Annotated in this window: 11 protein-coding genes; 8 read left to right on the top strand and 3 right to left on the bottom strand. The window is 41.8% G+C overall.

Translation table 11 applies throughout. The annotated features are described in order from the left end of the window. Window positions 1-17 precede the first annotated feature (17 nt). From U5K72_09930 to U5K72_09900, 7 genes are all read left to right on the top strand, one after another. On the top strand, window positions 18-221 hold the full coding sequence (locus tag U5K72_09930) for a hypothetical protein (protein MDZ7719120.1): 204 nt from the start codon (window positions 18-20) through the stop codon (window positions 219-221). Next, the gene (locus U5K72_09925) at window positions 218-667 is read left to right on the top strand and encodes a type II toxin-antitoxin system VapC family toxin (GenBank protein MDZ7719119.1); all 450 of its coding nucleotides are present in this window, start codon (window positions 218-220) and stop codon (window positions 665-667) included. The genes U5K72_09930 and U5K72_09925 overlap by 4 nt, the downstream gene beginning before the upstream one ends. 372 nt (window positions 668-1039) lie before the next feature. Beyond that, window positions 1040-1852 carry a TIGR00282 family metallophosphoesterase gene (locus U5K72_09920; GenBank protein MDZ7719118.1) on the top strand — a complete coding sequence of 271 codons (813 nt, stop codon included), beginning with the start codon at window positions 1040-1042 and terminating at the stop codon, window positions 1850-1852. 1 nt (window position 1853) lies between these two features. Continuing rightward, window positions 1854-2543: an ABC transporter ATP-binding protein gene (locus tag U5K72_09915; GenBank protein ID MDZ7719117.1), complete on the top strand. Its 690-nt coding sequence runs from the start codon at window positions 1854-1856 to the stop codon at window positions 2541-2543. Window positions 2544-2970: 427 nt separating this feature from the next. After that, window positions 2971-3615 carry an HAD family phosphatase gene (locus tag U5K72_09910; GenBank protein MDZ7719116.1) on the top strand — a complete coding sequence of 215 codons (645 nt, stop codon included), beginning with the start codon at window positions 2971-2973 and terminating at the stop codon, window positions 3613-3615. A 207-nt stretch (window positions 3616-3822) separates the two neighbouring features. Continuing rightward, window positions 3823-4515: a tetratricopeptide repeat protein gene (locus U5K72_09905; GenBank protein MDZ7719115.1), complete on the top strand. Its 693-nt coding sequence runs from the start codon at window positions 3823-3825 to the stop codon at window positions 4513-4515. A 222-nt stretch (window positions 4516-4737) separates the two neighbouring features. Further along, window positions 4738-5205 (top strand): DUF4112 domain-containing protein, encoded by a 468-nt coding sequence (locus tag U5K72_09900; GenBank protein ID MDZ7719114.1) that lies wholly within the window; start codon window positions 4738-4740, stop codon window positions 5203-5205. A 21-nt stretch (window positions 5206-5226) separates the two neighbouring features. Here the strand turns inward: U5K72_09900 and U5K72_09895 are convergent, their stop codons facing one another. From U5K72_09895 to U5K72_09885, 3 genes are all read right to left on the bottom strand, one after another. After that, window positions 5227-8697, bottom strand: coding sequence for a methylmalonyl-CoA mutase family protein (locus U5K72_09895; protein MDZ7719113.1), 3471 nt, complete (start codon window positions 8695-8697; stop codon window positions 5227-5229). 278 nt (window positions 8698-8975) lie between these two features. Then, window positions 8976-9854, bottom strand: a complete 879-nt coding sequence (locus U5K72_09890; protein ID MDZ7719112.1) for a mechanosensitive ion channel family protein — start codon at window positions 9852-9854, stop codon at window positions 8976-8978. 3 nt (window positions 9855-9857) lie between these two features. Continuing rightward, window positions 9858-11570 carry an Ig-like domain-containing protein gene (locus tag U5K72_09885; GenBank protein MDZ7719111.1) on the bottom strand — a complete coding sequence of 571 codons (1713 nt, stop codon included), beginning with the start codon at window positions 11568-11570 and terminating at the stop codon, window positions 9858-9860. Window positions 11571-11767: 197 nt separating this feature from the next. Between U5K72_09885 and U5K72_09880 the strand changes: the two genes are divergently transcribed. Beyond that, a complete protein-coding gene (locus tag U5K72_09880; GenBank protein MDZ7719110.1) occupies window positions 11768-13174 on the top strand; it encodes a nicotinate phosphoribosyltransferase in 1407 nt (468 codons plus the stop codon). Window positions 13175-13176: the final 2 nt, after the last annotated feature.

Below are 13176 nucleotides of genomic sequence, written 5' to 3'. Positions count from 1 at the left end.
TATACATTTATACATCCATGAGTAAGCAAAGGAAAAAAACAACATCCGCTCCTAAACCGAAAATTCACAAAAAAAGTGAATTTAAACTCGGTACAGATCCCGAAACCGGAATGCCCGTTTTACTTGGCCCTCCATTTACAAAAGCGGATATTGATAAAGCTTACCCTGATGATCCGGATGATCGAATGACAAAAGTGGTCAGATCCTCTGTTGGTCTATGAAAAAAATCTGTTTTGATACAAGTTCTCTCCTGGCTCTTTATGTTCTTGAACATCCTAATCATTCGGCTTGTGCAGACTATTATTTAGACAATATAGACACCTCTGAATTTTTTATGGCCACTCATTCAATTGCAGAGATGTTCAGACATTTGACCAGTAACAGAGCTTACTTTACATATTCTCCTGAAATAGCCAGTCAACTTATTCAAAAGATTGTACCTAAATATTTTACACCGGTTTCATTACATGATTCGGACTACCTTTCCGTGATTACACAAATGAAAGAATTCTCGCTTCACGGCGCAATTATTTATGACGCATTAATTTATGACGCATTAATCGCCAAAGCAGCTGAAAAGACTGGGTGTGACATATTGGTTACGTACAATATTTCAGACTTTCATCGTGTCTGGCCGATTACATCTGCTGATCTTGTTGAGCCGTAGATTTTAATAAATACCTCCACCCAACTCATCAGATGATTGTACCCGGCAAATTTTCCATTCTCAGCTCATCCACTCATCGGATGACTAACCTTCTGCTACCCATTCGGCTGGCGAGTTTCCCCGCTCGAATTCACTAATTCGGCAGAGGCTGTCCAAAAAGGATGTAAGAAATATCAATATTTTCATTTTTGTCATACCGGACCCCGATCCGGTATCTCCACACTGATTAACAATTGGAGATTCTGAATCAAGTTCAGAATGACATCCTTTTTGGACAACCCCTGCCGATGTAGGGTACCAGATTTTTCTTTCACTCTCTCCCTAAAAAATCAGTACTTTCCACCTTGTTAATTTTTGATATCAACCCATGTTATGTCTGATACGATAAGAGTTTTTTTTATTGCTGATATTGTCGGTGAATCGGGGCTGGCTCTGCTCGAAACCATTTTCCCGTCATTGCGAGACAAATACAATCCGGATTTCATCATTGCCAACGCCGAAAATTCGCATGAAGGCCGGGGACTGAACCGGCATATCGTTCAGCGTTTATATGATATAGAAGTAGATGCCATCACAGGCGGAAACCACTCGTTCGACAAGTGGAAGATCTTTTCCTACATGAAGACAGACGATCACCTTCTTCGACCACTGAACTTCCCAAAAGGAAATGCAGGATATGGATACGGCATTTACGATATCGGTAAAACCGGTTTAAAGTTGGGCGTTTTAAATCTCCAGGGTCGAACGTTTATGGCTGATATTGACGATCCTTTTTCTACCTCAGAATGGGCTCTCGAACGTATCAAAAAGGAAACCAATCTTATTTTTGTTGATTTTCATGCCGAAGCCACAGCTGAAAAAATGGCTTATGCCTGGACGGTGGATGGCGAAGTTTCTGCTGTGGTTGGAACACATACACATACGCCTACGAATGATGCCAGGATCCTGCCGAATGGCACCGGATATATCACAGACGTGGGCATGACCGGGCCTTTTGATTCGGTCATTGGTATGGACAAAGATACCTCCATCCGGCGATTCACGCTTGGAACACCACAACGTTATAAAATTGCCAAAAACGACAACCGGATGTGCGGTGTTGTTGTGGATATTAACACAGAAACAGGAAAGTGTACCTCTGTTGAATCGGTGATTTACCCGGAATTTCAGAATAAAGCGGATTGAGATGAGTGAAAATTTTGTACTCCAGGGCTCCGACATTCACAAGGAATTTCCGTCTGAATCCGGAGATGGCGTTTTACGAATTTTACAGGGTGTAGATCTGCAGATTAAAAAAGCCGACATCATTTCGATCGTCGGATCCAGTGGCAGCGGCAAAAGTACACTCCTTCATATTCTTGGAGGCCTCGATCACCCCACATCCGGCGATGTGTTTTGGCATGGAAAATCGATTTATCAATTTAAAAAGGATCAACTTGCCGAACTTCGAAATAAAAATGTGGGATTTGTATTCCAGTTTCATCATTTGCTGCCGGAATTTACCGCTATGGAAAATGTAATGATGCCCGCACTGATCAAGGACACTCCTTTCTCCAAAGCGGAAGAAAGAGCCACAGAATTGCTTGATCGATTTGGGATGAGTGATCGGCTGAACCACAGGCCCTCTCAGTTATCCGGAGGAGAACAGCAAAGAGTATCAATGGCTAGGGCACTGACTAATCATCCCTCTATCATTCTGGCTGATGAACCAACGGGAAATCTCGACGAAAAAAATACAGAATCGATCCTCAGCCTGCTTTTTCAACTTCGGGAGATGGAAGATCTGTCCATCGTTCTCATAACCCACGAAAAGGAGATCGCTACACGCTGTGATATCGTTTACTCCCTTCAAAATGGGACATTGAACAGGGTTTAGAGCAGGTTTTATTTTTGTAAATCTATTCGATGAGCGTATCCGATAGGATTTTCCTTTATAGCTGACTCACTCATTAGATGACTGATCGACAAACTCCAAAACAAAGAATGAACTCCCACGGGGCAGAGCTCACGAGGTATCAACTTATAATCCAAATTTTTTTAAAATCTATGCACTTATTGTAAAGTGTCCCCCTTTGAAGGGGGCAATGGGGGATGATCAATCTCCCCTCGAGGGGAGTACGGCTTTAGCCGGGAGGGGTGTAATACTTCAGAACCAAGACTTAGTCAATACAAAACTCAGATAGTCATCCCCCAGCTCACTCCGTTCGCTTCCCCCTTCAAAGGGGGACTTTTATCTTTTTTCCGACCCAGAGGGTCGGGAAATTAAACCACTTTAGATTAAACAATATGGAAGGAAACGAATCATGATTTCTACAGTTATTTTTGATATGGATGGAGTCATCATAGACAGTGAACCGATCTATATGCAGGTTGAGAAACAGCTTTTTAAAGAGGTGGGAATAGAATTAACTCACGACGAACATGCAAAATATGTGGGCCGATCCGATCTCTGGCATTGCGTGAAGGAGGAGTATCAGCTTGAGATCGATCCTGATGAGATGACCATAAAAGAACAAAACCGGTATATCGATATTATCTCTAACTCTTTTGATGATGATCCTATTGAAGGAGTTGTTGAACTCATTGATAAACTGCATTCTGAGAATATAAAATTGGTATTGGCATCGTCATCTGAAATGAGAAACATAGAGCTGGTGCTTAACATATTTGATCTGCTGGACTATTTTGAATTGAGAATCAGCGGTGCAGATTTGGATACCTCAAAACCACACCCGGAAATTTTTGAAAAAGCCGCCGAAATGGCTGACACTCCTCCCGAAAATTGTCTTGTGATTGAAGATTCCAACAATGGAGTACGGGCTGCAAAAGCTGCCAATATGAAGTGTGTAGGATATAGAAATACTAATTCTGGGAACCAAGATCTCTCCCCGGCTGACTTTGTTATCGACAATTTTGAGGATTTTGATTTAAACCGGTTTGATCAGTGATTTAAATATGAGGAGTCATCCAATGAGTCTGAATAGTAATATCCTTGTTTCAAGTTTGGTCACTCATCGGATGACTCTTGGCGATTCAAATATGTAATCTCCACTCTCTTTTTACTTGGTATAATCATCAACTAATTTTAACTTTGACACTCTTCAAAAAGCTCGACTGAAAACCAAATTGGGCATCTATTTAAACAAAAAGAAATTATGAGTAAGCTAAAAAAAGAAGAACTCGAACAGGATATTCTGATTGAATATTCTTCGAGATTCATGCACTTCTATGAAAATAATAAAGCAGCCGTTATTGGTGGAGGTATCGGACTGTTATTGGCCATTGGGCTGTCAATAGCATATGTAATCTACACCGGCAACCAGGAAGTAGAAGCTACAAATTTACTGGGAATTGCTGAGCAGGAACTGCTGCAAGGAAACTTTCAGGAAGCATTGTATGGCAACGAGGAAGAATTTACGCTGGGATTTGTTCAAATTGCGGAGAATTACAGTGGAACTGATGCCGGAAATTTAGCTCATTACTATGCTGCAATATCTGAGTTTGAGTTAGGTAATTATGAAGAGTCATTAACATATATACAAGAATACGATCTGCCTGAAGGAATTTTAGGTGTTGCCCCTATCTCAATGCATGCTAATATTTTAGTAGAACTGGAAAGATTCGATGAGGCAGCAGTTCAGTTCGAAAAAGCTGCAACCTGGGATGAGAACAGTTCAACCACTCCATACAATCTTTTTAAAGCTGCGGAGGCACACAGAGAAGCCGGCAATTATGATCAAGCTCTTACTCACATTGAAACTGTTATAAACGACTATCCTAATAGTCAGCAATTAGCTCAGGCCGAAAAATTAAAAGGCCTCATTACTCAGTCCACTCCTGCCGGGTAACAAATTTTTAAAATTTAACGAATGCATACTCATTTCCTTATAGTTTTGAGTATGCATGTTGCTTTCCATCTTTATACAATTCGATTCTTTTTTAAAAACAGGTCGGTACTTTTAGACTCTTCCTAAAAAACCGGTAACATTAACCCACCGAATGTTATCTTGCTCACCTGCATCTTCGTCATTGAAAGGTAATCTCCAGGAAACAACATAAGCGTCTATATTTTGGCAACAAACGTATCAAAACATTCTAAATCCCGAAAATTCGCGGAACTTCTCGATAGTCAATTCACAATTCCCGGTACAAAGATTAAAGTAGGAATTGACCCCATCATCGGGCTGGTATCAGGGGTGGGTGATTTAGCCGGGGCTTCTCTCTCCATCTATTTTATGGCTTATGCTGCTAAACTCGGTGCAAAACCAGCGGTGCTTATCCGAATGTTTATAAATATACTTGTGGATTTAACGATTGGTGCGATCCCTGTTCTTGGAGATATTTTTGATGTGGCCTGGAAAGCAAATCTCAGGAATGCCATTCTGCTTGAAAAACTTGAACAAAATCCCGATCAGCTTGAAAATCAAAGTTCAATTCTAAACTGGATTCTTTTCATATTCCTCATATCCATTTTGATCGGAGTAATCGTTGGTCTTATATGGGCATTTGTTGCCGCCTGGAACAAGTTGTTTGGATAACAACCACCAAATTATTTCTGCTTACATATTTCTGCGATACTGCCCGCCAACTTCGTAAAGGGCGTGTGTAATCTGTCCCAAAGAGGCGGATTTCACCGTTTCCATCAGTTCCCCAAAGATATTTCCATCCTCCCTTGCCACTTGTTTTAATTTTTGAATAGCTTGATCAGACGATGTGCGGTTACGCTCTTGAAAATCCTCTAAATTCTCAATCTGCTGATCTTTCTCCTCTTTTGTTGACCGGATCAACTCCATTTCACGATCCACCTCCTCTGAATCCGAATCACTTAAAAACGTGTTCACTCCAATAATCGGTTTCTCACCGGAGTGTTTCAGTGATTCGTAATGCAAACTCTCCTCCTGTATTTTCCCGCGCTGATACATGCTCTCCATCGCTCCTAAAACACCGCCGCGCTCAGTAATCCTGTCAAATTCTGTAAGTATTGCTTCTTCAACCAGGTCTGTCAGTTCTTCGATGATAAACGATCCCTGGAGCGGATTTTCGTTCATCGTCAACCCCAGCTCCTTGTTAATGATCAACTGGATAGCTAATGCACGGCGTACGGATTCTTCTGTCGGCGTTGTAATCGCTTCATCGTAAGCATTGGTGTGCAATGAGTTACAGTTATCATAAACAGCCATCAGAGCCTGAAGTGTAGTACGAATATCGTTAAATTGAATCTCCTTTGCGTGGAGCGACCGGCCGCTGGTTTGTATATGATATTTCAGTTTTTGAGAACGCTCGTTTGCATCGTACTTGTGTTTCATGGCAATAGCCCAAATTCGTCGTGCAACCCGGCCAATGACGGCATATTCGGGATCGAGACCATTACTAAAAAAGAACGAGAGGTTATGAGCAAAATCGTCGATATCCAATCCGCGTGAGAGATAATACTCTACATAGGTAAATCCGTTGGCAAGAGTAAAGGCAGCCTGAGTGATTGGATTTGCACCCGCCTCTGCAATATGATACCCGGAAATAGACACCGAATAATAATTTCTAACTTTATGATCGGTAAAGTAACTCTGCACATCTCCCATCATTTTCAGGGCAAATTCAGTTGAAAAGATGCATGTATTTTGAGCCTGATCCTCCTTCAGGATATCAGCCTGTACAGTTCCGCGAACAACCCGCAGTGTTTCATTTTTAATACGTTCATACGTATCATTTTCCACAAATTGATCGCCGCTTACGCCAAGTAGTCCCAAACCAAAACCGTCATTTGTTGCCGGTAACTCATCATGATATTTCGGCTGAGGCAGGTCATTCTCCTCAAAGTATTTTTTAATCTCTTTCTCCACCCTCTCCCATTCACCCTGCTCCTTCAAATATCGCTCCACTTCCTGATCGATGGCTGTATTCATAAACATCGCCAAAATCATAGGCGCGGGGCCATTAATCGTCATTGAAACGGATGTCTTGGGTGAGGTCAGTTCAAAGCCTGAATAGAGTTTCTTCATATCATCGAGGGTACAGATACTTACCCCCGAATTCCCGATTTTGCCATAAATATCCGGTCGGTGAGCCGGATCTTCTCCATATAACGTCACTGAGTCGAATGCTGTAGAAAGTCGTGCAGCGGGCATCCCTTCACTCACATAGTGGAATCGCCGGTTGGTACGCTCAGGGGTTCCTTCTCCGGCAAACATCCGGGTAGGGTCCTCCCCTTCTCGTTTGAATGGAAAAACCCCGGCCGTAAACGGAAAGTAGCCCGGCAGGTTTTCTTTGAGTGCAAATTCCAGCCGATCTCCAAGATTCTTAGTTTTTGGCAGCGAAATTCTCGGGACTTTGGTACCACTGAGGGATTCCCGTTTTAGTTTATTTTTGATCTCTTTACCACGAATTTTTACGGTAAACTCTTCGCCGGAATACTGTTTGTAAAGTTCATCCCAACCTTCCAATATTTTCTTGGGCAGCGGATCTAACTGCTCCGTCCAGTGATTCTCCATCTCTTCCAACCTTGACAGAAGTTTCTCTTCATCATCCGGTTTCCAGTCTTTAATCTGGTTGAAGGTTCCTTTCACCTGGTCGAGTTTTGCTGCAATGTCAACCTGATTTTTTGTCCACTGGTGATAATCCTCAATCGTTTCAGAGATTTCGGAAAGATATCGCTGTCGCCGACCCGGAATAATGGCCTGAGTTTGAATATCTTCTGCAGGTTCGGAGTTGGTATATAAACGGGGTGACCAATTCAATGGATATCTCTCATTTGTAAGCTCCACAATTTTGGCAAACAGCCTGTGTATTCCCTCATCATTGAATTGTGCAGCAATGGTCGGGTAAACAGGCATCTTTTCCGGTTTGATATGCCAGTCTCCCCTGTTTCGCTGCATCTGTTTTCGGATATCCCGAAGGGCATCCAGGGCCCCCTTTTTCTCAAATTTGTTGAGTACAACTATTTCAGCTGCATCCAGCATATTGATCTTTTCGAGCTGTGTAGCGGCTCCATATTCGTGCGTCATAACATAGATCGGGATATCGCAAACATCCACAATTTCGGTTCCGCTCTGTCCAATTCCGCTGGTCTCAACAATGATCAGATCGAAACCAGCAGTTTTATACATCTCAATTACAGAATTTAAAGACTCACTGACCGATCTGTTGGAAGCCCGCGTAGCCATACTTCTCATAAATACATGCTTCGTATCGATACTGTTCATCCGAATGCGATCACCGAGAAGTGCTCCGCCGGTTCGAACCTTGGATGGATCGATAGAAATAACACCGATTGTAAGTTCATCAAACTCAGTCAGAAATCGTCGGATAATCTCATCGGTCAGCGAACTCTTCCCCGCTCCACCGGTTCCCGTAATCCCAAGAATCGGAATCTGTTTTTCTGATGGATCTATCTCTTTACCGTCAATACTCAATTGAGAATCAGAATAAGAGATCAGATTATCTTTGTGATTTTCGAGCGCTGTGATAGCCCGGGCAATGGTGTTGAAATCCCCTTCCTTCAGTTTTTTGGGGTTGATCTCTGAATTTTCACAGGGATCAAAATCACAGGCTTCTATCATGTAATTGATCATCCCCTGCAATCCCATTTCGCTTCCGTCTTCAACAGAAAAAATTCGTGTCACTCCATACTTATGCAGATCTTCAATCTCATCGTCAGAAATCACACCACCACCGCCGCCAAAGACTTTGATATGCGAGGCACCATTCTCTTGCAAGAGATCGATCATATATTTGAAATACTCGTTGTGGCCGCCCTGGTAAGAGCTGACCGCAATACCCTGGGCATCTTCCTGGATGGCACATTGAACAATTTCATGAACCGAACGATTATGACCTAAATGAATCACTTCAGCCCCCGTAGCTTGTAATATTCGCCGCATAATATTGATGCTGGCATCATGGCCATCAAACAAGCTTGCCGCTGTTATGAACCGTATTTTATTCGTTGCCTGGTACTTCTCAGCTACAGACTGACCATTTGCAGATGACTGTTTTTGAATTTTTCCTGTACTTGTTGTCGATGAATCAGACATATTTTTTTTCTATTGTCGAGTCAAGAATCAAATGTCGGTATAAAAAGTCCCCCTTTGAAGGGGGAAAGCGAACGGAGTGAGCAGGGGGATGTACACCCCTCCCGGCTTCGCCGTACTCCCCTCCAGGGGAGAATAACCACCCCCGGCACCTCCTTCATAAGGAGGGGAAAATTATTACTCCATTCAATAAACTGAAATTTTATACTTGACATAGCACTATTCTAATTTACTGTCCCAAGAAATAACTTAAATTATAAAGTCTGAAATATTCAGATGTTTTAATTCTTTGAAGGGACCTCTTCTTTCTTTTGATCCAAATAACTGAGCGTTCGCTGTGGAAATGGAATATTAATGCCTTCCTTGTCAAAACGTTTTTTTATGCTTTCAATTACATCTGTATACAGAAAATATCCATCCTGTGGATTTTCTGCCCAGGCCCATGCTCTTAAATTTACGGATGACTCTCCAAGCAGAACCACACGTATTCTTACAATGGGCTCATGCTCCTTTTTCTCTTCCGGTGTTCGGTTATCTATTGAAAGCGGATGTTTTTCAATCTCATCAGCCATAATTTTTCTTGCAAGATCGATATCTGAATTATAACTGATTCCAATCTCAACAAAACGACACACTTTTGGCTCCTCAAAATGTGCATTGATCAACCGCTCATTACTAATAATAGAGTTGGGTATAATGATGCGTTGATTTTCGAAATTTCTGATTACTGTATGACGTAGCCCAATATCCTCTACCACACCTACCAAACCGTCACTAAAGGTAATTCTGTCGTTAATTTTATAGGGTTTTGAAATCACAATAAAGAAACCACTAATAATATTTCCGAGTGATTGCTGAGATGCAAAACCAACGGCTATTGCCAGGATTCCGGCACCTGCTACAACAGATTGAGCCACCGGTTTCAGAAAGGGAATATTCCAGATCGCAAAACTGAAACCAATCACATAGATTACCGTTGCAATGGAATTTCCTAAAAAACGGTAGGTCGTTAAATGATCGTCGTTATCAACACTTCGTTCTACAAGTTTTTTGTAGATTCTTCTGACGATATTTGCCAAGATTATTGTTCCTGCAAGTATAAATATGACTTTAAATGTCAATTCATGAGTTGATATAAAATCAATTATCTGGTCTGTCATAGTTTATTGATTGTTGTTTTCAGTACTTTGGTTCGATTCAGCGTTGTTCTCATCTTCAGATTCGATATTTTCAGCTTCTTTGCTCGTGGTTTCCTTATTAGGATAAGAAACAGAGACCTCCGCAGTAAAACCTTCCTGAACAGGAATTTGTGTTCGTACAGTGTAGGGTTCAGGAGCAGAGAAAGGATCAACTGTTCCAACATTCCACATGCCGTCTCCATTTTTATCTTCGTAAACAACGGCTTTATACTCAAGTGGAGGAAGATTATCCAGGAAAACAGAGTTTGTAAATGTAGTATCTACGCGGATACTCTCTTCTGTGTCAGTCAAAGTGATGTGTGATGTTACTGTTGAATCTCCATTCTCCAGGTTTAGTTCAACTCCGCCCAATTGATTTTTCTGCCAAATATCCGGATCAATCTGCTCTCGTTCCTGCATCCATGGATTCCAAACCCTGAATTCGTAGCTAATACCAGGTTCCCAAATTCCGTTTGGGGGTAAAATTCGTAATATGTGATTGTCCACTTCAAGCGAATCCCAACTCTCGTTTACGGCATCCCCTTCCACAACTACCAGCGAATCTACTACGGAATCATCATCAATAAATTTTGAGTAGGTAATTTCAAGAGCTTCATCCGGGAAGAGTCCACTGCCTGAATTATGTGATATTGTTTGGAGAGCAGTCGTATCTTCCTGGGCCGATCCCATAAATGGAGCCACATCTATACTCAGGGGATTCCCGGCATTGTCCGTTATCCCGTTTGCTTGCATCAAAAACTGCAAGCTGTCCGCCAGTACCTGAAAGGGCTGGGCAAATACCACAGTGGGATCCTGTTCCGATTTATAGAGAGGAACGGCTCGCGTAAATTCATTATCCAGCGTATCTGTAAGTATAAATTCCCCGTTATCTTCCCATATCACCTCTTCTGAAACCCGAAGCCGCAACCTCTCCTGAGACAGCAAACCAATTCCATCCATTTTTGGGGCCACTGTATCGGGCGAGTCGATATAGAGCGTTCCAATATCAATTGAATCCTCACGAGCCAGCTCAAATGTATCGGCATGAAATGGCTGAGCATTTTCACGCCCCTGCTCCCATATCCGGTTACTGTTTAAATCATTCACCCAAAAAGCCTTATAGATACCCTCACTGAGATATCCAAAACGGAAACGACCGGAAGTATCGGTTTCAGCTACATATCTCGATCTCTGGGTTAGATCAAACGGTTCAGGGTATAAAAATACACGATTTCCATTCTCGCCTTTTCCTGTTTGAGAACCAAGAAGCCGGCCCGTAACCGTGGCATCATCCAGGACATCTCCGGTGCTCAGTGCAAGGTCAAACGGTGCATCCATTTCGTTTCGGTCAGTATCCGTTACATCCGTTCCCACTTTTATAATAATGGTAGTGTTTTCAGGCAGTGGCGACAAAAACTCAACCGTAGCTGATTTTCGTCCAAAATCGATTTCAAACTCAATACCCAGGTCCGGTTCAACGCTTACATTATCACGAAAAGAGTTCCGTTCAATAAATTGATCGAAGATAAAGGTTACCTCATTACCATCGAAATTAGTTGTGCCATTGGCCGGTTCCGTTTCAATAATTATTGGTCCCTCTTGATCTGGTTCTCCACCCGTTGGCCCCCTCGGCGTGGCACAGTTTTTTATCATTACTATTAAAAAAACCAACAATACGGTTAATACAATCTTCTTCAATCCAGACAGGTTAATTCTTTGAAACAACAAAATATAAGGATATCAATATACAAGATTTACTTTACAGGATATATTTGTATTGAGCTCGATTATTTAAAGCTCTGACTATTGAGATAAATTTTGTCCTGCAACATGAAGCCTGTTTGTTGTTCTTCCATTCATTATTTTCCTTTGGAATTATTAACTCAAGTATTCTTATGTATATAGATCGCCCTGCATCTTACACGGATTATTATGAACTAACCATGGCACAAGGTTACTTTTTATCCGGTATTCACAATCGACGTGCCAGTTTCGATTACTTTTTCAGAAAAAATCCATTCAATGGTGGATATGTAATTTTTGCGGGACTCAAAGAGTTGATTGACACAATCAATAACATGAGTTTTAGCCCGGAAGAGATTGAATACCTTAAAAGCGAGGGGTTCGATAAAGAGTTTATTAATTTTCTTAGTGAATTTAAGTTTACAGGTAATATTTGGTCCGTCAAAGAGGGAGAAATTATCTTCCCGAACGAACCTGTTGTAACTGTGGAAGGAAACCTTCTTGAAACACAGCTTATTGAAACTCTTCTGTTAAATGTGCTCAATTTTCAATCTCTGATAGCCACCAAAGCTTCCCGAATCAGATTTGCAGCCGGTACAGATTCTACTATACTCGATTTCGGATTACGTCGTGCACAGGGCCTTGCCGGTATACACGCTACCCGGGCAGCTATGATTGGCGGATTCGACGGCACCTCCAATGTTTACTCAGCACAACAATTTTCTATTCAGGCCGGTGGAACAATGGCGCACTCCTGGGTTCAATCGTTTGATGATGAACTCACCGCATTTCGAACCTACGCCGAACACTATCCAGACAGTACAATTCTTCTTGTTGATACATATGATACGCTCGGAAGTGGTGTACCCAATGCGATAAAAGTTGGTCAGGAATTGAGAGAAAAAGGATATGAGTTAAAAGGAGTTCGCCTGGACAGCGGTGATCTTGCTTATTTCTCAAAACAGGCGCGAACCATGTTGGATGACGCCGGATTTCAGGATGTTAAAATTGCCGCTTCCAATCAACTTGATGAGCGTGTTATTGCCAGTTTAAAAACCCAGAAAGCTCCCATTGATATATTTGGGGTAGGAACAAGACTTGTAACGGGAGATAACTCTCCGGCACTCGATGGAGTTTATAAACTGAGCTCTATTGGCGGGAATCCCACGTTGAAGATCTCTGAAAACATCGAAAAAATTACGCTTCCGGGACACAAAAAGATCTACCGTTACCTAAATAACGATGGAAGTTTTTACGGAGATGCTGTTTTGCTGGAAAATGAAACGATCCTGGAACGGATGCATCATCCTACCTTCCCTGCTCAAAAAAGTAATTTAAACAGCAGAGAGTACGAACAACTGCTGATTCATGTTATTAAAGACGGTGAGCTAAAAACTGAACTGCCTTCAATAAAAGAGATTGCCAAATACAAAAAATCGCGATTTAGTAAACTCAATCCGGAGTTTAAACGTTTTGATAATCCCCACATCTACAAAGTGGGCATCAGCACAAGACTGATGGAAACACGCGATAATCTTTTGAATCTTTTAAAATCGTAACA

It is taken from the genome of Balneolaceae bacterium, from assembly GCA_034521495.1.
In the GTDB taxonomy this organism is placed as follows: Bacteria; Bacteroidota; Rhodothermia; order Balneolales; family Balneolaceae; genus Rhodohalobacter.
The sequence above is the reverse complement of the archived record's forward strand: the minus strand, read 5'-3'. Positions and strand labels throughout refer to the sequence as shown.

What these genes read in the sequence shown, in the direction of transcription:
- U5K72_09930 (MDZ7719120.1), top strand. Translation starts at nt 18, where the DNA reads ATGAGTAAGCAAAGGAAAAAAACAACATCCGCTCCTAAACCGAAAATT.
- U5K72_09925 (MDZ7719119.1), top strand. Translation starts at nt 218, where the DNA reads ATGAAAAAAATCTGTTTTGATACAAGTTCTCTCCTGGCTCTTTATGTT.
- U5K72_09920 (MDZ7719118.1), top strand. Translation starts at nt 1,040, where the DNA reads ATGTCTGATACGATAAGAGTTTTTTTTATTGCTGATATTGTCGGTGAA.
- U5K72_09915 (MDZ7719117.1), top strand. Translation starts at nt 1,854, where the DNA reads ATGAGTGAAAATTTTGTACTCCAGGGCTCCGACATTCACAAGGAATTT.
- U5K72_09910 (MDZ7719116.1), top strand. Translation starts at nt 2,971, where the DNA reads ATGATTTCTACAGTTATTTTTGATATGGATGGAGTCATCATAGACAGT.
- U5K72_09905 (MDZ7719115.1), top strand. Translation starts at nt 3,823, where the DNA reads ATGAGTAAGCTAAAAAAAGAAGAACTCGAACAGGATATTCTGATTGAA.
- U5K72_09895 (MDZ7719113.1), bottom strand. Translation starts at nt 8,697, where the DNA reads ATGTCTGATTCATCGACAACAAGTACAGGAAAAATTCAAAAACAGTCA.
- U5K72_09890 (MDZ7719112.1), bottom strand. Translation starts at nt 9,854, where the DNA reads ATGACAGACCAGATAATTGATTTTATATCAACTCATGAATTGACATTT.
- U5K72_09880 (MDZ7719110.1), top strand. Translation starts at nt 11,768, where the DNA reads ATGTATATAGATCGCCCTGCATCTTACACGGATTATTATGAACTAACC.